Below are 19,018 nucleotides of genomic sequence, written 5' to 3'. Positions count from 1 at the left end.
GTGCACCGCCTTCCATGGCCTACTCGCTCTCGACGCGTGCCTTGTTGAGGGCAGCCTGAATGCGGAGCCAGGTCGGATCCGTTGCGCCGGCCGCGGTCACTGTCGTCAGATCGTCCGCTTCCCACGTGCGGGTTCCGTCGGTCACGACGAGGTGCGTCTCCAACTCGGCGTCGTCGTCCGGGATCTCGGTGGTGGCCTCCGAGAACTCCACGGCCGCGGCCCTCGCGACGTCCCCGCTTGCGGCGCCGGCCGGCGCGGAACCGGTCGGCACGGACAAGAGCACCAGTTCTCCCTCACCGCCGGCGACGAGAAGCTCGCCGGTCGCGGTGGCGGCCAGCGCGGACAAGCGGGATCCGGCCAGTACATCGTGCTCGACCGGTTGCCGGGTCTCGAGGTCCATCTCGACCAGCGTCCCCGACGGTGTGCCGATCCACAGCACGCCCGGTCGGGATCCGAAGGCGATGTTGTGGCGCGACCAGGCTTTCATCTGGTCGAGCCAGTCCTGCGGGTACGGGTAAGGAGGGCAGGGGTCGCCGAGGGTGGTGGCCAGCACCCGGCGCAGTGAGGGGAACTCGAAGACCTCCGCCGAGTGGTCGTAGGCGTTGCCGCGGATCGCCATGTGGCGCCCGTCCACGCTGAAGAGCGGAGCCTGGTAGCCATCGCAGTCCAGGATCAACGCCCGGCGGAGCGGCCGCATCACGGCAGGCGCGGTCCCCTGGTCGACGCGCGCGAAAAAGCAGTACGTGGCCCCCTGGTTGCTGGCGAGCGTGGCGACGAGTCCGCCGCCGGGATGCTCGACGACCCCCGTGTCCCACGGGCGTCCGGCACCGACCTTTCCGGAGGTGAGGTCAAGGGCGTCCGAGCTCTCCCAGTCGTCGCCGTCGCCGCGAAACGAGGGTGAACCCCACAGGGTCTGCCCGTCCGGGCTGAAGGCCAGACCGCGGTAGGCGGCCGTGGCAGGAGCGCCGTCCGGTGCGGAGACTCCCTCAGGAGTCCACAGCCGCAGTCCGTCCTCTCCTGCCACGGCGAGCAGTGGCCGGTCCGGATGCCACGCCACGGCGGGCGTCCGCTTCTCCCTGTCCCACCCCAAGGCGTCCCCATAGGGGTCCGGAGAGAGGCTCACGGAGCCGAGCTCGCGGAGTCGCCCCCCGCCGCAGCCCCAGACGTGAACGGCCGGACGCTCGGAGTCCGAGCAGGCCACCAGCGGAAGCCGGGGGTGGCATTTCACGTCTTCAAAAGTGCGTGCACCGCTGACCGACGCACGGGCCACTACTTCGAGATCAGTCACCCCGGCACCGTAGTGCCCTCCACTGACATTGATGCTGATACTCAGGTTCCGGTGGTCATGGCTCTGCCACTGACTGACGCCCTGCTGGGCTGTCTTGCTGCTGTTCAGCGGCGGTTGCGCCGGCCGCCCGGGGCGCTGCCGGCCAGAGGGCCTACGGGCCGCTGATGCCGGTGACGCGCTAGGTGCGGGAGAAGGGCGCCCAGCGGGAGAGGCCGAATCCGGTGCCCTCGCGCCGGATCTCGAAGGCGCCGTGGCCGGGCAGATGGGCGGGCAGCACGAGGGCGTTGTGGTCGGCGGCGTAGGCGAACATCCGCATCCGGCTGGCGCGGGCGGCGTCCTCGTCCTCCTCGAAGCAGCTGTTGAGGTGGGGTTCGTGGATCTGGATCGCGCCGTGCATCAGGTCACCGGCGAAGACCGCGCGGTCGCCTCCGGATTCGAGGTGGATGACCGAGGAGCCCGGAGTGTGCCCGGGGGCCGGTTCGAGCCGGAGGTTGGTGTCGATGATGTAGGAGTCGTCCCAGGTTTTGACGAGCCCGGCCTCGATCACGGGGTCGATGCTGTCCTCGTAGACGTTCTGGTTCCCCCGGCCGAACACGGTGTTGTGCAGGTTCTCCGGGTGCCAGTACTCGACGTCGGGCCGCGGCATGAGGTAGGTCGCGTTGGGGAAGGTGGGGACCCAGTCGCGTCCGTCGAGCCGGGTGTTCCAGCCGACGTGGTCGTCGTGCAGATGGGTGTTGACGACGAGGTCGACGTCCTCGGGATCGATGCCGGCCGCGGCGAGGTTCTCCAGGTAGTTCGTGTTCAGGTAGGACCAGATCGGTTGCAGCGGGCGGTACTTGCCGTTGCCCGCGCCGGTGTCGATCAGGATGACCCTGCCCTCGCTGCGCAGCACCCAGGACTGGGTGGCGACGCGTGTCAGGTCGGTGCGGGCGTCCCAGTGGTCCGGGTCCAGCAGTGCGGCGTGGCGCCGCCATTCCTCCGGTTTGCTGCCGGGGAAGAACACGTCGGTCGTCATCGGTGAGACGTCCGAGAACTCGATGACGCGGGTGATCTCGACGTCACCCAGTCGGATCGTGGTGACCGGGGGTGCCGTGGAAGCGGTCGCCTCCGTGGGCGAGAGCGGCGCGGGTGGGGTGGCGGGCATGTGTCTCCCTCGTTCGGGTGTGACGCGCGGGGCCGGTTCGCGATGCGCTCGGCGGCGTCGTGGACGGCGGGTGGGACGGATGCGGAGGGCTTGTGCCGTGATCCGTGCGATCGACTCTGAGGGCCCCGGACCCGGGTGACCAGACCCGCTCCTGCCTACCCCTGACAGGTGCAGGCGACGGACCCGGCCGCCGCGCATACTTGCCGCCATGGACCGCAGATCACCGCTCGGTGAGTTCCTGATGGCGCGGCGGGCGCGACTGGGCCCGGACGACGTCGGCCTGCCCCGGTACGGGGACCGGCGCCGGGTGCCCGGGCTGCGCCGGGAGGAACTCGCGATGCTCGCGGGGGTCAGCGCCGGCTACTACACCCGGCTCGAACAGGGCCAGTCGCTCAACGCCTCGGCCGAGGTCCTCGACGCGATCGCGACCGCCCTGCGACTGACCCCGGCCGAGCGGGAACATCTGCACGTCCTGTCGGCCACGGCGAGTCACCGGAACAGACCGGCGCCGCCTCCCGTGGAGCACGCCTCCGCCGATCTGCGGACGCTGCTGGCCGCCATGGGCGACGTGCCCGCACTCGTCATGGGCCGCCGCAACGACGTGCTCGCCTGGAACGGAGCCGGACACGCCCTGCTCGCCGGCCACCTGGACATCGCCTCGCCCGACGACACCGACACCCGGCCCAACATGTCCCGGCTGGTCTTCCTGGACGCGCACACCCGCGCCCTCTACCGCGACTGGCCCGCCAAGGCCCGCGCCGTGGTCGGCAACCTGCGCATCCTGACGGCCCGCAATCCCGACGACGCGTGCCTCGCCGCGCTGGTCGGCGAACTGGCGATCCACAGCCCGGAGTTCGCCTCGCTGTGGGCCGAACACACCGTCGAGCCCTGTGGCCGGGACGTCTACGACCTGGCCCATCCGGTCGTCGGGGACCTGACCGTCACGCAACAGACGTTCCACGTCCCGCAGGAACCGCACCAGTCCCTCGTCACCTTCACCGCGGAGCCCGCGTCCGCCTCCTCCGCGGCGCTGACGATGCTGCGACAGGCACGCGGCCTCGGCAAGGTGCGCGGATGAGGTGCGGCGTCCTGCGGGATCCGCGGGACCCCGGACGCACCCGTACTCCGCCGGGCTGACGCGACGTCCGCGCCGCCGTCGAACCCTTGCCCTCCCGGTGACTTCGGCAGGGGGCGCCTACTCCGTGAACTCGGGTCGTTCGTAGGGCGTCCACCAGCTGAGCAGGCCCCAGATCCCGAGCCCGAGCGCGCCCGCCGCGAGCACGGCCGCGAGCCACGGGCGGCGCAGTGTGCGCAGGCCGAGCAGCCAGGCGGTGAGCGGGACGAGCGCGCCGCCGGCGGCGATGAGCGGGAGGTCGACGTAGAGGACGCTCAGGTCCCGGTGCATGCCCTCGAAGCCGCCGTGGACGTTGACCCGCGCCCTCGGCGCCCAGGCGAGCACCGCCGCGACGGCCCCCACGGCCGCCAGGAGGATGCCCACACAGCCCCGTCTCTCTTCTCGCATGTCTTGATCCGACGCGATCACCCCGCCGGCGGTTCCTGGCCCTTCACTGCCGGTATCCGCTCAGGAACCGCCCGATCCGGCCGATCGCCGCCTCCAGGTCCTCCGCGTGGGGGAGGGTGAGGATGCGGAAGTGGTCGGGGGAGGGCCAGTTGAAGCCCGTGCCCTGGACGACCTGGATCTTCTCCCTCAGGAGCAGGTCGAGGACGAACTTCTCGTCGTCGTGGATCTTGTGCACGGACGGGTCGATGCGCGGGAACGCGTACAGCGCGCCCTTCGGCTTCACGCAGCTCACGCCGGGGATCTCGTTCAGCTTCTCCCAGGCCACGTCCCGCTGCTCGCGCAGCCGCCCGCCGGGGGCGGTGAGCTCGTGGATGGACTGCCGGCCGCCGAGGGCGGCCTGGATGGCGTACTGGGCGGGCGCGTTGGCGCACAGCCGCATGGAGGCCAGCATGGTCAGGCCCTCCAGGTAGTCCTTCGCGTGCTGCTTGGGGCCGGTGACCACCATCCAGCCGGAGCGGAAGCCCGCCACGCGGTAGGTCTTGGACAGGCCGCAGAAGGTGAGGACGACCAGGTCGGGGGCGAGCGCGGCGGCCGAGTGGTGCACGGCGTCGTCGTAGAGGATCTGGTCGTAGATCTCGTCGGCGAGGACCATCAGGCCGTGGCGGCGGGCCAGGTCGAGGATGCCCTCGACGATCTCCTTCGGGTAGACCGCGCCGGTGGGGTTGTTGGGGTTGATGACGACCACGGCCTTGGTGCGGTCCGTGATCTTCGCGGCCATGTCGTCCAGGTCCGGGTACCAGTCGGCCTGTTCGTCGCAGAGGTAGTGGACCGCCTTGCCGCCCGCGAGGTTCGTCACCGCGGTCCACAGGGGGAAGTCCGGCGCCGGGATGAGGACTTCGTCGCCGTCCTCCAGCAGGGCCTGTACGGCCATCGAGATCAGCTCGGAGACGCCGTTGCCGAGGAAGACGTCGTCGACGTCGACCTCCAGGCCCAGGGTCTGGTAGCGCTGGGCGACCGCGCGGCGGGCGGACAGTATGCCCCGCGAGTCGGTGTAGCCGTGGGCCCGCGGGAGCATCCGGATCATGTCCTGGACGATCTCCTCCGGCGCCTCGAAACCGAACAGGGCCGGATTGCCGGTGTTCAGGCGCAGCACGCTGTGCCCCGCCTCCTCCAGCGCGTTGGCGTGCTCGATCACCGGGCCGCGGATCTCGTAACAGACCTCACTGAGCTTGCTCGACTGCCGGAACTCCATGGGCCACTTCCCCTCACGTGGTGTTGCTTGGTTTTACCAAGTAGGAGCTTGGAAAGTCCAACAACATGTCTAGACTGCGTCGCATGTCACCACGCCGAAGCTACGACCAGTACTGTTCCGCAGCCCGCGCGCTCGACGTCGTCGGCGACCGCTGGACCCTGCTGATCGTCCGGGAACTCCTCGCGGGGCCGCGCCGCTACACCGACCTGCACGCGGACCTGCCCGGCGTCAGCACGGACGTACTGGCCTCCCGGCTCAAGGACATGGAGCGCGACGGCCTCACCACCCGGCGGCGACTGCCCCCGCCCGGAGCGGCGTACGTGTACGAACTCACCCCGCGCGGGAGCGCGTTGCTGCCCGTGCTCCAGGCCCTCGGCGCCTGGGGCGAGGGCGAACTGGGCGAGCGGCGGCCCACGGACGCGGTGCGCGCCCACTGGTTCGCGCTGCCCCTGCTGCGCGCCCTGGAGGGCGAGGGCCTCGTCGAAGTCCGCCTGGACGAGGGCCGGTTCCACCTGCGGGTCGGTGCCGAGGACGGTCCCGTGTACGGCGACGGCCCCGCCCCCGGGGAGCCCGACGCCCTGCTCTCCCTGGACACAGCCACCTGTACGGCGATCGGCCGCGGCGAACTGACCCTGGCCGACGCGGTCCGCGCGGGACGGGTCGGGGTGACGGGCGAGGGGACGCTCGCCAAGGCGCTGCGGGAGACGTGAGGGGAAAAGGCGGAAGGCCCGCACGGGGCGGGCCTTCCACGACGCGTCACGCGGTCGGCGGCACCCCGGGCGGACGCCCGGATCCCCGCGTCAGGCGGTAGCCGGCGACGCCCGCCAGGGCGGCCAGCGCGCCGCCCGCCGCGGTCCACACCCAGCGGTCGGACCACCAGCCGGAGGTCCAGCCGTCCTCCGGCTCCAGGTCGGCCAGGACCGCCGAGTCCTCCTCCTCGTCGGAGTCGGCCCGAGCGGCGATGCCCGGCACCAGCGGCTCGGACAGCGCGCCGTCCACCGCCGCCGCGCCGCCCATGTCCTTGGACCCGACGCGCAGTTCGGCGTCCACCGCCTGGCCCAGGTCGGCCGTCTCCACCCGCACCGCCGTGAGCCGGACGTAGTACGTGCCCGGCAGCGGGTCGTTCGCCCACGGCTCCGACCAGGCGCGGACCGTGCGCAGCACGCACTCCAGCTCCACGGAGGGCGTGTCCGCCCCGGCGGTGCGGGTCTGCGCGCCGTACTGGCAGGCCTGGCGGCGGCGCAGACCGTCGTACACGTCGATCTGCCAGGTCTCGGCCGCGTGGCTCTCCGGCAGCTTCACCGTCGCGCGGACGGTGGGGCGCTGCCCGGCGTCCGCCGGGAACGACCAGTACAGGTAGTCGCCCGTGGAGGCGCGTGCGGTGGCGGTCTGCCCCTGCTCGACCTCCGTCGCCGTGCGGAACGAGGTGCCCGCGCGGGTGGGCGCCCCGTCGTCGCCGGACGCGCTCGGGGAGGGGGAGGAGTCGGCCGCGGCGGGGGCGGCGGCCAGCCCGAGGGCCAGCAGGGCGGTACTCAGTATCCGTACGGCGCGCATCAGTTGGTCCTCCAGACGGCGACCCGCCAGCGTGACAGCCAGCCCCAGACGAGACCGGCGAGGAAGCCGGTGAGGATCAGTACGCCGAGCAGCCACCAGCCCCGGCCCAGACCGAAGGAGGCCACGTCGTCCGCCCCGTCCGGGCCGTCCACGACGTCGACCGTCAGCTCCAGCGGGAGACCGGGCGTGGTCTTCACCCCGGAGTCCGCCGAGAAGGAGTTGGTCACCGCCAGGCACACGACCTCGGCCGCGGGCTTGTCGCTGTCGTCGTCGTCCCGCTCGGGCTTCGGGTACCGCAGCCCGGTGGACAGCACGTCCGTACGGCCGTTGCCGGCCGCCTCGCCGCGCACGATCTCCCGGCCGTGCACCGTGACGGCCCGCAGCAGCACGCCGTGGTCCGGGCGCACGGCGCGGTCCGCCGCCACGCTCACCGAGGCGCGCAGTTCCTGGCCGGCGAGCAGCTCCACGCGGTACCAGCGCTGCTGCCCGAACTCCTCACGGTCGGTGTAGAGGCCGGACTCCAGCACCGGTGCCTTGGCGCACGAGCCGGCGCCCTCGGTGGCCACCGGCGTCACCACGGGCTCGGCCGCGCGGTCCACCAGCTCGTTCACCCGGTCGGTGAGCTCGTCCTGGTGCTCGACGGAGGTGTACGTCCCGCCGGTCGCCTCGGCGATGCAGCTGAGCTGCCGGCTCATCTTGACGTTCGGCACCAGGCCCAGGGTGTCGATGGTCAGGCCGATGCCCTTGGCCGCGATCTCCCGGGCCACCTCGCACGGGTCGAGCGGGGCGCAGGTGTCCTCGCCGTCGCTGATCAGCACGATCCGCTTGGAGCCGGTGCCGCCGTCGAGGTCGTCGGCCGCCTTCAGCAGGGCGGGGCCGATCGGGGTCCAGCCCGTCGGGACGAGGGTGGCCACCGCCGTCTTCGCCTCGGTGCGGTCCAGCGGGCCGACCGGGTAGAGCCGCGCGGTGTCCTTGCAGCCCTCCTTGCGGTCGTCGCCGGGGTAGTTCGCGCCCAGGGTGCGGATGCCGAGCTCGACCTCCTCGGGCGTCGCGTCCAGCACCTCGTTGAACGCCTGCTTCGCCGCCGCCATCCGGGACCGCCCGTCGATGTCCGTCGCCCGCATCGAGCCGCTCACATCGAGGACGAGGTTCACCTTCGGCGCGTCCTGGCCCGTGGGTTCACCGGCGGACGCCCCGGCCGGGAAGGCGAGCCCGGCCGTCAGTGCGGCGAGCAGGGCACAGGCGCCTGCCACCGGCCGTTTTCTTCTGATCATCGGTGGATCCTATTGATCAGAGGTTTCCTGCTCCAAAACGGTGCGTCACCCGGACCCGAAGCGCAGCGGATTGGGCAGTTCCGCCCATTGGTCCCCCGCAGTCCCCGGTGACAGCCGCATCAGCGTCAGCGCCTTCACCGGCAGCGGTTCGTCGAGCAGCGCGGCCAGGTCCGGGGTGCGCGGCAGATGCGGTACGGCACTCTCCAGGGCCGCCCGCAGCGCCGGCCCCGACCCCGCCGTGCCCGCCAGCGCACCACCCACCAGCGAGCCGAACAGCTTGCGCCGCAGGACGCGTTCGTCGTCCGTGACCATGCGCGCGGGCAACCGTCCGGGCAGCGGGACACCGTGCCGGGCCAGGCGCGCGGGGCCGATCCGCAGATCGGCCAGATCGCGGTAGACCAGCCGCACCGGATTCCCGTCCGGCCCCAGCACCACCAGCAGGTTCTGGCCGTGCGCCTCCAGGGCCACCCCCAGCTCCAGCAGCCGCAGCCCGACCGTGAGCGCGAGCCGCGCGAACCGGCCCAGCCAGGCGGGGGAGCCGGGCAGCCCCGTGGTCGCCAGCGCCGCCACCGGGACGACCCGCTCCCCGGGCGCCGCGTACACCTCCGGCGACTCGCGCAGCACCGCCGCCAGATCGGGCGACCCGGCCGCCACCGCGCCCAGCGTGCGGGTGACGCGCAGCAGCCCGTCGGTGCGCGCCGCCACCGCCTCCCCGAAGTCCGACAGCACCGCCGACGCGGCCACCGAACCGAGCGAGATGTCCCGCACCGAGGACGTCAGCCGGGCGCTCAGCGCCGTCTTGACGTGCGGTCCGTCCGGCAGCGCGAGGGTGCGCAGCGCCATCAGCGGATGCGCCGGGAGCGGCACCCCGCCCGCCGGGAGCCGCCCCCCGCCCGTCCGCTTCAGCACGTGCGCGGCCTGCCACGGATGCACCGGGACCACCAGCCGCCCCGGCTCCCGCAGCCACCGCGGCCAGCTCCCCGACACCACGCACCCGGCCTCCGGCACGGGCACAAGACCCAGCTCCACGACCGGCCCGTGCTCGGGCCCGTAGGCGAGCTGCTCGGCCACCGAGAAACCGGGCCGGGAACGGCAGTTGGGGTGGAACGGGTGCCCGTCCACCACCCGCTGCTCCCACTCCCAGTCCCGCGCGGGCCACTCCTCCGGCCGGTCCTCCCGGCCCGCCCTGGACAGCGCCAACGACGCCGCGCTCTGCCCGAGTTCGGCGGCGAACACCACCGAGTGCGGTACGGCCAGCTCCGTCATCAGCCGCGCGGGATCGCCGTACACCACCCCGTCCAGCCGTACGGCGGTGACGTACGCGCCGGTCGCGTACGGGTCCGCGTGCGGGCCGCGCAGCCGCCGGCCGTCCGCCAGGTGCAGGGTGAGCCCCTCGCGGCCCGTTTCCCGGCGGGCGATCCACGGCAGCGGCTCGTGCGCGAGGCCGCGCCACAGCCGGGTCAGCACGGCCGCGCGGGCGCCGGGCAGCTCGCCGGCGTACCGGGGCACGAGGCCGGGCCGTACGACGGCCAACTCGTCGGCGACCTCGGTCTCGGCGGTGGGGGGACGGTGCACGGGCGGGCTCCTCGGTGACGCGCGGGACGGGACGCGGGGGCGGACGACGTACAGACATACTGATCGTCTCCGCCCGGACAGACCGTAAGGAACCAAGGAACGCGTGGACCCCATCACCCCGCCCGCGAACGACGACGCGGCCCGCCGCGCCGACGCGTACGCGGCGGTGCCGCTGCTGAACTGCCTGCTGCGCGAAGTGGCGCGGCCCGTACCGGGACCGGGAGCGCGCCCGACGTACCGCCTGCCCGGCACGGACCGCCTGCTGCGGGTGCGCGGCACCCGGCGCCCCCGCGAACCCGAGGTCCACGCGGCGGGCGCCTGGCACCGCCTCGGCCACACGGAACTGGTGAAACTCGTCGCCGAGGAGCTGCGCCGGCACACCGGGCTGCCCAACCACGAACTGCCCGCCGAGATGCTCGACAGCCGGGAGGCGGTGGCCGCGCTGCTCGCCGCCCGCGCCCGGGCCACCCCGCCCGACGACCCCTATCTGCGCTCCGAGCAGGCCCTCGTCACCGGTCACACCCACCACCCCGCCCCCAAGGCGCGCGGCGGCGGCCCCGCGGCGGCCTGGCTGCCGTACGCGCCCGAGGCGCACGCCCGCTTCCCGCTGACGCTGCTGGGGCTGCGTGAGGACACGGTGGTGGAGGACGGCGACACCGCGGCCCTCGACGGCCTGGGCACCGCACCGCCCGGCTACCGACTGCTGCCCGCGCACCCCTGGCAGCTGGACCTCGCGGCCCGTGACCTCGCCCCCGCCTTCACCGACGGCCGCCTGATCCGGCTGGGCACCACCCCCTTCCCGGTGTGGCCCGCGGCGGCGATCCGCACCGTGTACGCGCCCGGGCGCGACCTGTTCCTGAAGTTCAGCCTGGACGTGCGCATCACCAACGACGTCCGCCGGCTGTGGCGCCACGACCTGCTGAGGCTCCGGGCGACCGACACGGCCGCGCGCGACGCCTTCGCCGGACTGGACGCGGCCTGGCAGAGCGACCGCGGACACCGCACCGCCGACTTCGCGTACGAGCAGCTGGCCGTGGTCGTCCGCGACGGCCTGCGCGGCCACGTCCCGCCCGGCGCGACCCCCTACCTGGCCGCCGCCCTGGCGGAGGGCTTCGACGGCAACCCGCTGGCCGCCGCCGCGCGGCCGGCGGCCTGGTGGGAGGCCTACCTGTCGCGAGCGGTCCCCCCGGCCCTGGCGGCCTTCCACGGACACGGCGTCGTCGTGGAGGCCCACCTGCAGAACACGCTCGTCGCCATGGACCCCGACGGCATGCCGGTACGGGTCGTCTACCGGGACGCGGAGGGCGTGAAACTGCTGTCCGCGGTCTCCCGGGAGGCGGGCTGGGAACGCCTGGTCTACTGCCTGGTGGTCAACCACCTCATGGAGATCGCCGCCGCCCTCGCCGACCACCACCCCGGCCTCGACCCCTGGCCCGCCCTCCGCCGCGAACTGGCCCGCCACGACCTCCCCGAGATCCCCGCCCTGCTCACCGCCCCCACCCTCCCGGCCAAGACCAACCTCCTCCTGCGCTGGACCGGGGCGGACGGCGCGGACGCCCGCTACCGCCCGCTGCCCAGTCCACTGGCCGGCGGGTGAGTCAGCCCCGCTCCGACGCCTCCGCCTCCTTCGGCGCGCGTCCCGCGCCGTCGCGGGCCAGGGCCCCGGGCCACCACACCCGGGGCCCGACGTCGATCACCAGCGCGGGGACCAGCAGCGAGCGGACCACGAGCGTGTCGAGCAGCACGCCGAACGCCACGATGAAGGCGATCTGCACGAGGAAGGCCAGCGGGATGACCATCAGCGCGGCGAACGTCGCGGCGAGCACCACACCGGCCGAGGTGATCACTCCGCCGGTCGTGGTCAGCCCGCGCAGCACGCCCCGCCGGGTGCCGTGCACGAGCGCCTCCTCCCGCACCCGGGACATCAGGAAGATGTTGTAGTCGACGCCGAGGGCCACCAGGAACACGAACCCGTACAGGGGGACGGAGGCGTCCGTGCCGCTGAACCCGAGGAGGTGCTCGAAGACGAGCGTCGAGACGCCGAGGGTCGCCAGGAAGTTGAGCGCGACGGTCGCGACCAGCAGCACGGGCACGAGCAGGGAGCGCAGCAGCAGGACGAGGATCAGCAGGATGACGGCCAGCACGACCGGGACGATCAGGGTGCGGTCGTGGGCGGCGGTCCTCTGGGTGTCGTACTGCTGGGCCGTGTAGCCGCCGACCAGCGCGTCGGCCCCGGGGACCGCGTGCACGGCCGCGCGCAGCCGCTCGACGGTCTCCTTCGCGGCGTCGCCGTCCGCCGCGTCCTCGAGGGTGGCGTCGATGCGGACGCGCCCGTCGACGACCAGCGGCTCACCGGCCACCGGCCGTCCCGAGGCGGAGACGGCGCCGGCCGAGGCCACGCCTTCCGTCTTCTTCGCCGCGGCCGTCACCTCGGCGGTGCGGCCGGCGTCGGCGATGATGACGGCCGGGTTCCCGGACCCGCCGGGGAAGTGCTCGCCGAGCGTCCTCTGGGCGGCGACCGAGGGCGCGTCGTTCACGAAGATCTCGTCGAGCGGCACCCCCCTGGCGGACAGGGAGGGGGCGAAGGCCGCGAAGACGGCGAGGACCAGCGCGGTCAGCAGCCACACCCGGCGCGGCCGGCGGTCCACGGCCGAGGCGACCCGGCGCCACACGCCGTGCCCCTCCACGGACGCGTCCGACGCCTTCGGCCGGGCGGGCCAGTACGCGGTCCGGCCCAGCAGGGCCAGCACGGCCGGCAGGAAGGTGAGCGTGGAGAGCACCGCGCACACGATGCCGATGGCGCCGACCGGTCCGAGGGCGCGGTTGTTCGTGAGGTCACTGGCGAGCAGGGCCAGCAGACCGAGCGCCACGGTGGCGGCGCTCGCCGTGACGGCACCGAAGGACCTGCGCACGGCCGCCAGCGCGGCCGCGTACCGGTCGCCGCGCTCGGCGAGCTCCTCGCGGAAACGGGCCGCGAGCAGCAGGGCGTAGTCGGTGGCCGCGCCGATCACGAGGATCGAGAGGATGCCCTGCACCTGGCCGTCGACCCGCACCACGTCCCGGTCCGCCAGCGCGTAGACGACGGCGCAGGCGAGCCCCAGGGCGAACACCGAGCCGAGGATGATCAGGAACGGCAGCAGGACGCTCCGGTAGACCAGCAGCAGGATCAGCAGCACGGCGGCGAGCGCCACGCCCAGCAGCAGTCCGTCGATGCCCGCGAACGCGTCCGACAGGTCGGCCTGGCTCGCCGCCGGACCGGCGATCCGCGCCGTGGCCCCGGACACGCCGTCCGCCGCCCGGCGCACCTCGTCCAGCACGTCGGGCAGCTCGTCGCCCAGGTCGGGCTGGAGCTGCACGACGGCCTGCATGGCCTTCCGGTCCTCGGAGACCAGCGCCGGTGAGGGCCGGCCGACGACACCGGCGCCGCCGGCGAGGGCGCCGACCGCGTCCGAGGCGGCGTCCTGCTGGGCTCCGGTGACCCGGCCGCCGTCCACCGTCCAGACCACGACGGCCGGCATGGTCTCGGACTGGTCGAACGCCTTCTGGGCATCGAGTACACGGGTGGACTCGGCGCTTCGCGGAAGGAAGGCGGCCTGGTCGTTGGTGGCCACCTCGCCCAGCTTGCCCGCGTACGGCCCGAGTGTCCCGCCCACCCCCAGCCAGACGATCAACAGGGCGAGGGGGACGAGCCACCGGGCCCGGTGCGGTGCGTTCTTCATGGGGATCCCAGAGCCGAAGGAGTAAGTCAATGGTCAAGTATCTCAATCATCGAGTGATCTTATACTGAGCTGTATGAGCGGCTCCGGTACCCCCTCGCCACCTCTTCCGGCGGACGACCCGACGGGGTTGCAGTCCTTCGCCGTCCAGCTGCGCCGGATGAACAGCGAGTTCAACCGCATCGCCCAGGAGTTCGCGCACGCGCAGGGCCTGCACCCCACCGACATGCAGGCCCTGATCGCGATCCTGGACGCCGACGCGGACGCCGACGCGCCGGGCGAGCCCATGACGCCCGGCCGCCTGCGCAAGCAGCTCAACCTCACGTCCGGAGCGGTCACCGCCTGCCTCGACCGGCTGGAGCGGGCGGGGCACATCCGGCGCGTCCGGGCGGCCGGCGACCGCCGCGTGGTGCACCTGGAGTACGCGGAGCGGGCCAGGGACCTGGCCAGGGAGTACTTCCGGCCGCTGGCGCACGGCACCGACGCGGCGCGCGGCCGCTTCACCCCCGACGAACTGACGGTGATCGTGCGGTTCCTCAGGGAGATGAACCGCGAACTCGTCCTCCTGCGGCGGCAGGCGGACTGAGGGAGGACCGCGGGTAGGGTTCGGAACATGCTGACCGAGGTCACCGCCACCCGCTACGTCACACCGCTGCGTCAGGGCGGCTCCGTCCCCGGCGTCTTCGAGGCCGACGACCTCGGCACGTACGTCGTCAAGTTCACCGGCTCCGCGCAGGGGCGCAAGGCGCTGGTCGCCGAGGTGATCGTGGGGGAGCTGGCCCGCGCCCTCGGGCTGCGGTTCCCGGAGCTGGTACTGGTGCGCTTCGACCCGGCGGTGGCGGCCGACGAGCCGCACCAGGAGGTGCGGGAGCTGCACGCCGCCAGCGCCGGCGTCAACCTCGGCATGGACTACCTGTCGGGCGCGCGGGACCTCACCCCCGAGGTCGCCCGTGCCTTCCCCGTCGATCCGCTGGAGGCCGGCCGGATCGTCTGGCTCGACGCCCTCACCGTGAACGTGGACCGCACCGTCCACAGTTCCAACCTGGTGGTGTGGCCGACACGGGGCGTCGCCCCGCCGCGGCTGTGGCTCATCGACCACGGGGCCGCGCTCGTCTTCCACCACCGCTGGGAGGGCTCCGACCCCGGCAAGGCGTACGACTTCCGCCACCACGCCCTCGGCCACTACGGCCCCGACGTCCGCGCGGCGGACGCCGAGCTCGCGCCGAAGGTGACCGAGGAACTGCTGCGGTCCGTCACCGCGGAGGTCCCCGACGACTGGCTGGCCGACGACGCCCACTTCGCCACGCCCGACGAGGTCCGCGAGGCGTACGTGGCGTACCTGCACGCGCGCGTGCGGGCGTCCACGGCGTGGCTGCCCACCGACTTCCCCAGCCCGGACGAGCTCGCCGAGGAGAACGCCCGGCGGGCGGCGACGACCCGGCGGGGCCGGCCGGACTGGCTGAAGCGGGTCCCCGACCTGCACGGCAAACCGGCGGCGGAGCAGGACTGGTCGGTGCACCTGGGATGACGGACGTCCGGCGGGTGGAGATCGAGTACTGCACCCGGTGCCGCTGGCTGCCGAGGGCCGCCTGGCTGGCGCAGGAGCTGCTCATGACCTTCGAGACGGAGGTGACGGAACTGTCGCTGAAGCCCGGAACGGGCGGTGTCTTCGTCGTCCGGGTCGGCGACGAGGTCGTGTGGGACCGGCGCGAGCAGGGGTTCCCGGAGCCCACGGCCGTGAAGCGGGCCGTACGCGACCGAGTGGCCCCGGGGAAGTCCCTGGGCCACTCGGAGAAGTAGCGGCTCAGCCCTTGAGTCGCTCGTACGCCGGCAGGGTGAGGAAGTCGGCGTAGTCCTCGTCGAGGGAGACCTTCAGCAGCAGGTCGTGCGCCTGCTGCCAGTTGCCCGCCGCGAAGGCCTCCTCGCCGAGCTCCGCGCGGATGTCCGCCAGCTCCCCGGCCGCGACCTCGCGGGCCAGCTCGGCGGTGACCCGCTCGCCGTTGTCGAGGACGACCCCCGCGTTGATCCACTGCCAGATCTGGGAGCGGGAGATCTCGGCGGTGGCGGCGTCCTCCATCAGGTTGAAGATGGCCACCGCGCCGAGCCCGCGCAGCCACGCCTCGATGTAGCGGATGCCGACCTGCACGGCGTTGACCAGGCCCGCGTACGTCGGCTTGGCGTCCAGGGAGTCGACGGCGATGAGGTCCTCCGCCTTCACGTCCACGTCCTCGCGGAGGCGGTCCTTCTGGTGCGGCCGGTCGCCGAGCACCCGGTCGAAGGCCTCCATGGCGATCGGGACCAGGTCGGGGTGGGCGACCCAGGAGCCGTCGAAACCGTCGTCCGCCTCACGGTCCTTGTCGGCGCGCACCTTCTCGAAGGCCACCTTGTTGACCTCCGCGTCCCGGCGGGACGGGATGAACGCCGCCATGCCGCCGATCGCGTGCGCGCCGCGCTTGTGGCAGGTGCGGACGAGGAGTTCGGTGTACGCGCGCATGAACGGGGCGGTCATCGTCACCGCGTTGCGGTCCGGGAGCACGAACCGCGCCCCGCCGTCACGGAAGTTCTTGACGATGGAGAAGAGGTAGTCCCAGCGGCCGGCGTTCAGACCGGAGGCGTGGTCGCGCAGTTCGTAGAGGATCTCCTCCATCTCGTACGCGGCCGTGATCGTCTCGATCAGGACGGTGGCGCGGACCGTGCCCTGCGCCACGCCCAGGTACTCCTGCGCGAAGACGAACACCTCGTTCCACAGCCGGGCCTCCAGGTGGGACTCCGTCTTGGGGAGGTAGAAGTACGGGCCCTTGCCGAGCGCGATCAGCCGCTCGGCGTTGTGGAAGAAGTACAGGCCGAAGTCGACCAGCGCGCCGGGCACCGGGGTGCCGTCGGGGTCGGTGAGGTGACGCTCGTCCAGGTGCCACCCGCGCGGGCGCATGACGACCGTCGCCAGCTCCGCGTCCGGGCGCAGGGCGTACGACTTGCCGGACACCGGGTCGGTGAAGTCGATGGTCCGCGTGAAGGCGTCGATCAGGTTGAGCTGGCCGGTGACCACGTTCTCCCAGGTGGGAGACGAGGCGTCCTCGAAGTCCGCGAGCCAGACCTTCGCGCCCGAGTTGAGGGCGTTGACGGTCATTTTGCGGTCGGTGGGCCCGGTGATCTCGACGCGGCGGTCCTCGAGGGCCGCGGGTGCCGGCGCCACCTTCCAGGAGTCGTCCGCGCGGATCGCGGCCGTCTCCGGCAGGAAGTCGAGTGTGGACGTACGGGCGATCTCGGCGCGGCGCTCCGCGCGGCGGGCGAGCAGCTCGTCACGCCGGGGCGTGAACCGCCGGTGCAGCTCGGCCACGAAGGCGAGCGCCGCCTCGGTGAGGACCTCCTCCTGCCGGTGCGGGGGCTCGGCGTCGACGATGGCCAGCGGGGACGGCGCTGGTGCGGACATCGGCTGTCACTTCCTTCGGCGTGCGGGACACCGGGTGCCGGTCGGCCCGGGTACGGCGGCGGACGTCCGTCGGAGGCCGGACGCTCCTGGGTGGTGGATAGTAATTTCCTCATGGTGGAAGTTCAATGTTCCGTCGGTGCCGGGACCCTCCGGGTCGGAGCGAGGCGGCGCCCGGCGCCTTTGCCGCCGCTCGCCCGCCGCCGTCCGGCTCACTCGAGGTGCGCCAGATCCGCCTCTGTGTCGATGTCGTACGCCTCGGCCACGTCGCCGCACTCGACGAGTGTGAGCCGTTCCGCGTGCTCCTCCAGATAGGCGCGTGCCCCTCGGTCGCCGGTCGCGGCCGCGGCGATCCCGGCCCAGTGCGCGGCGCCGAACAGCACCGGATGGCCGCGCACGCCGTCGTAGGCGGCCGAGACGAGCGACTCGGGGGAGCGGTGGGTGCCGAGCACCCGGGCGACCGCCTCCGGGCCGATACCGGGCTGGTCGACCAGCGAGACCAGCGCGGCCCGCGCGCCCGTCCCGGCCAGCGAGCCGAGGCCGGCCCGCAGGGAGGTGCCCATGCCCTGCTCCCACCGCGGGTTGTCGACGAGGACGCAGTCCGGCAGGAGGGCGCGGGCGCGCACCTCGTCCGCCCGCGCGCCGAGCACCACGTGCACCCGCGCGCAGCCGCCCGCGCGGAGCACTCCCACCGCGTGCTCCACCAGCGGCCGCCCCCGGTGCGTGAGCAGCGCCTTGGGCCGCCCGCCGAGCCGCCGCCCGCCACCCGCGGCCAGCAGCAGTCCCGCGACCTCCGCGGTGGCGTCCCCGCCCCTGTGATGTGTCGTCATGCCTCCTGCATACCGCACCCGCCGCGGGAGCGCCGGGACGGGCGCCCGGAACCGCCCTGTCACGCTGCGGAGCAACTCGATGACGCAGCGGACTGGCGCGAGGGGGCCGGGGTGGCGTTTACTGGCGCGACCGGCCGGCGGGGTACCGGGGCCGGTCGGGGAGGCGCACTACGAGGTGCCAGGGGGAGGACTGCGTTGCCCAGTGTGGAGCAGAGGCGTGTGCCCGGCAGTCAGGTGGACCCGCGGGTGACGGAGCTGCGCTCCGTCGTGTCCCGGTTACGCCGTCAACTCGCCGCCCATCCGGGGGACTTCCGGGACCGGAGCGTCGCGGAGGAGGAACTCGCCGCGCTGGCCGGGATGGCCGCCGCCGGCGACCCCGAGATCCCCCGGCTGCGCCGCTCCCTGCTGCTGATCGCGGGCGCGATCGGCTCGGTGAGCGCGCTGGGGCAGGGCGTGCGCGAACTGCGCGAGGCGGTGGACCTGTTCGGCCCGTCACCGCGCGGCTGACGCGCGCCCCGGTCAGGCGGTGGGGGCGGTGCCCGGCGTGGTGAGCGCCTCGGAGAGTTCCGCCGCGACCTGCTGGAGCACCGGCACGATCTTCTCCGTCGCCGACTCCGTGACCCGCCCCGCCGGGCCCGAGATGGAGATCGCCGCCGCCGTGGGGGAGTCCGGCACCGGCACGGCGAGGCAACGGACGCCGATCTCCTGCTCGTTGTCGTCCATCGCGTAGCCGAGGCGCCGTACGTCCTCCAGGGCCGCCAGGAAGCCCTCCGGTGTGGTGATGGTCCTGTCCGTCGCGGCGGGCATGCCGGTACGGCCGAGCAGGGCCCGCACCTCCTCCGGCGGGAAACCGGCCAGCAGGGCCTTGCCCACGCCCGTGGAGTGCGGCAGGACGCGCCGGCCGACCTCGGTGAACATCCGCATGGAGTGCTTCGACGGCACCTGCGCCACGTACACGACCTCGTCCCCGTCGAGCAGCGCCATGTTCGCCGTCTCGCCGGTCTCCTCCACCAGGCGGGCCAGGTGCGGCCGCGCCCAGGTGCCGAGCAGCCGGGAGGCGGACTCGCCGAGCCGGATCAGGCGCGGGCCCAGCGCGTAGCGGCGGTTGGGCTGCTGGCGCACGTAGCCGCAGGCGACCAGCGTGCGCATCAGGCGGTGGATGGTCGGCAGGGGCAGCCCGCTGCTCGCGGACAGTTCGCTCAGGCCGACCTCGCCGCCCGCGTCCGCCATCCGTTCGAGCAGGTCGAAGGCGCGCTCGAGGGACTGCACGCCGCCGCCGGCGGCGTGCCGGGCGGAGTCGGTGGTGCTGGCGCTGGACGTCGGCACGGCGCGTTCCTTTCGGGACCTGGCAGGAAGGGCAGAAGCCTACCCGGCGGCCGGTCGGCCACCCGCTTGCGCGGAGCCGCGTTCTGGTGGGCGAAAGCATAGTTCCGTCT

At 73.3% G+C, this 19,018-nt stretch carries 18 protein-coding genes; 7 read left to right on the top strand and 11 right to left on the bottom strand.

Annotated features, from left to right (window positions below):
* Positions 1–19 precede the first annotated feature (19 nt).
* Together ACH5AO_RS27490 and ACH5AO_RS27485 are read right to left on the bottom strand one after the other, a co-directional pair.
* Entirely contained in the window at positions 20–1,057 is a 1,038-nt protein-coding gene (locus ACH5AO_RS27490; protein WP_398929181.1) for a hypothetical protein, read from the bottom strand.
* Between the two features lie 409 nt (positions 1,058–1,466).
* Positions 1,467–2,432 carry an MBL fold metallo-hydrolase gene (locus tag ACH5AO_RS27485; protein WP_398929179.1) on the bottom strand — a complete coding sequence of 322 codons (966 nt, stop codon included), beginning with the start codon at positions 2,430–2,432 and terminating at the stop codon, positions 1,467–1,469.
* A gap of 208 nt (positions 2,433–2,640) precedes the next feature.
* On the opposite strand from ACH5AO_RS27485, the gene ACH5AO_RS27480 reads away from it, so the two are divergent.
* On the top strand, positions 2,641–3,510 hold the full coding sequence (locus tag ACH5AO_RS27480) for a helix-turn-helix domain-containing protein (RefSeq protein ID WP_398929177.1): 870 nt from the start codon (positions 2,641–2,643) through the stop codon (positions 3,508–3,510).
* A gap of 117 nt (positions 3,511–3,627) precedes the next feature.
* On the opposite strand, the gene ACH5AO_RS27475 is transcribed toward ACH5AO_RS27480, so the two are convergent.
* Together ACH5AO_RS27475 and ACH5AO_RS27470 are read right to left on the bottom strand one after the other, a co-directional pair.
* Positions 3,628–3,954: a hypothetical protein gene (locus ACH5AO_RS27475; RefSeq protein WP_398929175.1), complete on the bottom strand. Its 327-nt coding sequence runs from the start codon at positions 3,952–3,954 to the stop codon at positions 3,628–3,630.
* A gap of 43 nt (positions 3,955–3,997) precedes the next feature.
* Positions 3,998–5,206 carry a pyridoxal phosphate-dependent aminotransferase gene (locus ACH5AO_RS27470; RefSeq protein ID WP_398929173.1) on the bottom strand — a complete coding sequence of 403 codons (1,209 nt, stop codon included), beginning with the start codon at positions 5,204–5,206 and terminating at the stop codon, positions 3,998–4,000.
* A gap of 83 nt (positions 5,207–5,289) precedes the next feature.
* On the opposite strand from ACH5AO_RS27470, the gene ACH5AO_RS27465 reads away from it, so the two are divergent.
* Positions 5,290–5,916: a winged helix-turn-helix transcriptional regulator gene (locus tag ACH5AO_RS27465; RefSeq protein ID WP_398929171.1), complete on the top strand. Its 627-nt coding sequence runs from the start codon at positions 5,290–5,292 to the stop codon at positions 5,914–5,916.
* 46 nt (positions 5,917–5,962) lie between these two features.
* Here ACH5AO_RS27465 and ACH5AO_RS27460 read toward each other — a convergent pair whose 3' ends face one another.
* From ACH5AO_RS27460 to ACH5AO_RS27450, 3 genes are read right to left on the bottom strand one after another with little or no spacing between them, the layout of a single operon-like run.
* On the bottom strand, positions 5,963–6,760 hold the full coding sequence (locus ACH5AO_RS27460; protein WP_398929169.1) for a hypothetical protein: 798 nt from the start codon (positions 6,758–6,760) through the stop codon (positions 5,963–5,965).
* A complete protein-coding gene (locus ACH5AO_RS27455; protein ID WP_398929167.1) occupies positions 6,760–8,034 on the bottom strand; it encodes a VWA domain-containing protein in 1,275 nt (424 codons plus the stop codon). Before ACH5AO_RS27455 ends, ACH5AO_RS27460 begins: the two co-directional genes overlap by 1 nt.
* A gap of 45 nt (positions 8,035–8,079) precedes the next feature.
* Positions 8,080–9,609 (bottom strand): IucA/IucC family protein, encoded by a 1,530-nt coding sequence (locus ACH5AO_RS27450; protein WP_398929165.1) that lies wholly within the window; start codon positions 9,607–9,609, stop codon positions 8,080–8,082.
* A 103-nt stretch (positions 9,610–9,712) separates the two neighbouring features.
* On the opposite strand from ACH5AO_RS27450, the gene ACH5AO_RS27445 reads away from it, so the two are divergent.
* Positions 9,713–11,206 (top strand): IucA/IucC family protein, encoded by a 1,494-nt coding sequence (locus ACH5AO_RS27445; protein WP_398929163.1) that lies wholly within the window; start codon positions 9,713–9,715, stop codon positions 11,204–11,206.
* 1 nt (position 11,207) lies between these two features.
* Here the strand turns inward: ACH5AO_RS27445 and ACH5AO_RS27440 are convergent, their stop codons facing one another.
* Positions 11,208–13,328 (bottom strand): MMPL family transporter, encoded by a 2,121-nt coding sequence (locus ACH5AO_RS27440; protein WP_398929161.1) that lies wholly within the window; start codon positions 13,326–13,328, stop codon positions 11,208–11,210.
* 73 nt (positions 13,329–13,401) lie between these two features.
* On the opposite strand from ACH5AO_RS27440, the gene ACH5AO_RS27435 reads away from it, so the two are divergent.
* From ACH5AO_RS27435 to ACH5AO_RS27425, 3 genes are read left to right on the top strand one after another with little or no spacing between them, the layout of a single operon-like run.
* On the top strand, positions 13,402–13,911 hold the full coding sequence (locus ACH5AO_RS27435) for a MarR family winged helix-turn-helix transcriptional regulator (RefSeq protein ID WP_398929159.1): 510 nt from the start codon (positions 13,402–13,404) through the stop codon (positions 13,909–13,911).
* A 27-nt stretch (positions 13,912–13,938) separates the two neighbouring features.
* A complete protein-coding gene (locus tag ACH5AO_RS27430; protein ID WP_398929157.1) occupies positions 13,939–14,853 on the top strand; it encodes a HipA family kinase in 915 nt (304 codons plus the stop codon).
* Positions 14,850–15,125 (top strand): SelT/SelW/SelH family protein, encoded by a 276-nt coding sequence (locus ACH5AO_RS27425; protein ID WP_398929155.1) that lies wholly within the window; start codon positions 14,850–14,852, stop codon positions 15,123–15,125. The genes ACH5AO_RS27430 and ACH5AO_RS27425 overlap by 4 nt, the downstream gene beginning before the upstream one ends.
* A 4-nt stretch (positions 15,126–15,129) precedes the next feature.
* Here the strand turns inward: ACH5AO_RS27425 and aceB are convergent, their stop codons facing one another.
* Positions 15,130–16,755 (bottom strand): malate synthase A, encoded by a 1,626-nt coding sequence (aceB, locus tag ACH5AO_RS27420; RefSeq protein WP_398929153.1) that lies wholly within the window; start codon positions 16,753–16,755, stop codon positions 15,130–15,132.
* Positions 16,756–16,964: 209 nt separating this feature from the next.
* Positions 16,965–17,582, bottom strand: coding sequence for an NTP transferase domain-containing protein (locus tag ACH5AO_RS27415; RefSeq protein ID WP_398929151.1), 618 nt, complete (start codon positions 17,580–17,582; stop codon positions 16,965–16,967).
* Between the two features lie 219 nt (positions 17,583–17,801).
* Between ACH5AO_RS27415 and ACH5AO_RS27410 the strand changes: the two genes are divergently transcribed.
* A complete protein-coding gene (locus ACH5AO_RS27410) occupies positions 17,802–18,089 on the top strand; it encodes a DUF5955 family protein (protein WP_398929149.1) in 288 nt (95 codons plus the stop codon).
* A 12-nt stretch (positions 18,090–18,101) separates the two neighbouring features.
* On the opposite strand, the gene ACH5AO_RS27405 is transcribed toward ACH5AO_RS27410, so the two are convergent.
* Positions 18,102–18,908 (bottom strand): IclR family transcriptional regulator, encoded by an 807-nt coding sequence (locus ACH5AO_RS27405; RefSeq protein WP_398929147.1) that lies wholly within the window; start codon positions 18,906–18,908, stop codon positions 18,102–18,104.
* Positions 18,909–19,018 lie beyond the last annotated feature (110 nt).

The organism is Streptomyces sp. NPDC018964 (assembly GCF_044390325.1).
In the GTDB taxonomy this organism is placed as follows: domain Bacteria; phylum Actinomycetota; class Actinomycetes; order Streptomycetales; family Streptomycetaceae; genus Streptomyces.
The sequence above is the reverse complement of the archived record's forward strand: the minus strand, read 5'-3'. Positions and strand labels throughout refer to the sequence as shown.

What these genes read in the sequence shown, in the direction of transcription:
- ACH5AO_RS27485 (WP_398929179.1), bottom strand. Translation starts at nt 2,432, where the DNA reads ATGCCCGCCACCCCACCCGCGCCGCTCTCGCCCACGGAGGCGACCGCT.
- ACH5AO_RS27480 (WP_398929177.1), top strand. Translation starts at nt 2,641, where the DNA reads ATGGACCGCAGATCACCGCTCGGTGAGTTCCTGATGGCGCGGCGGGCG.
- ACH5AO_RS27475 (WP_398929175.1), bottom strand. Translation starts at nt 3,954, where the DNA reads ATGCGAGAAGAGAGACGGGGCTGTGTGGGCATCCTCCTGGCGGCCGTG.
- ACH5AO_RS27470 (WP_398929173.1), bottom strand. Translation starts at nt 5,206, where the DNA reads ATGGAGTTCCGGCAGTCGAGCAAGCTCAGTGAGGTCTGTTACGAGATC.
- ACH5AO_RS27465 (WP_398929171.1), top strand. Translation starts at nt 5,290, where the DNA reads ATGTCACCACGCCGAAGCTACGACCAGTACTGTTCCGCAGCCCGCGCG.
- ACH5AO_RS27460 (WP_398929169.1), bottom strand. Translation starts at nt 6,760, where the DNA reads ATGCGCGCCGTACGGATACTGAGTACCGCCCTGCTGGCCCTCGGGCTG.
- ACH5AO_RS27455 (WP_398929167.1), bottom strand. Translation starts at nt 8,034, where the DNA reads ATGATCAGAAGAAAACGGCCGGTGGCAGGCGCCTGTGCCCTGCTCGCC.
- ACH5AO_RS27440 (WP_398929161.1), bottom strand. Translation starts at nt 13,328, where the DNA reads ATGAAGAACGCACCGCACCGGGCCCGGTGGCTCGTCCCCCTCGCCCTG.
- ACH5AO_RS27435 (WP_398929159.1), top strand. Translation starts at nt 13,402, where the DNA reads ATGAGCGGCTCCGGTACCCCCTCGCCACCTCTTCCGGCGGACGACCCG.
- ACH5AO_RS27430 (WP_398929157.1), top strand. Translation starts at nt 13,939, where the DNA reads ATGCTGACCGAGGTCACCGCCACCCGCTACGTCACACCGCTGCGTCAG.
- ACH5AO_RS27425 (WP_398929155.1), top strand. Translation starts at nt 14,850, where the DNA reads ATGACGGACGTCCGGCGGGTGGAGATCGAGTACTGCACCCGGTGCCGC.
- aceB (WP_398929153.1), bottom strand. Translation starts at nt 16,755, where the DNA reads ATGTCCGCACCAGCGCCGTCCCCGCTGGCCATCGTCGACGCCGAGCCC.
- ACH5AO_RS27415 (WP_398929151.1), bottom strand. Translation starts at nt 17,582, where the DNA reads ATGACGACACATCACAGGGGCGGGGACGCCACCGCGGAGGTCGCGGGA.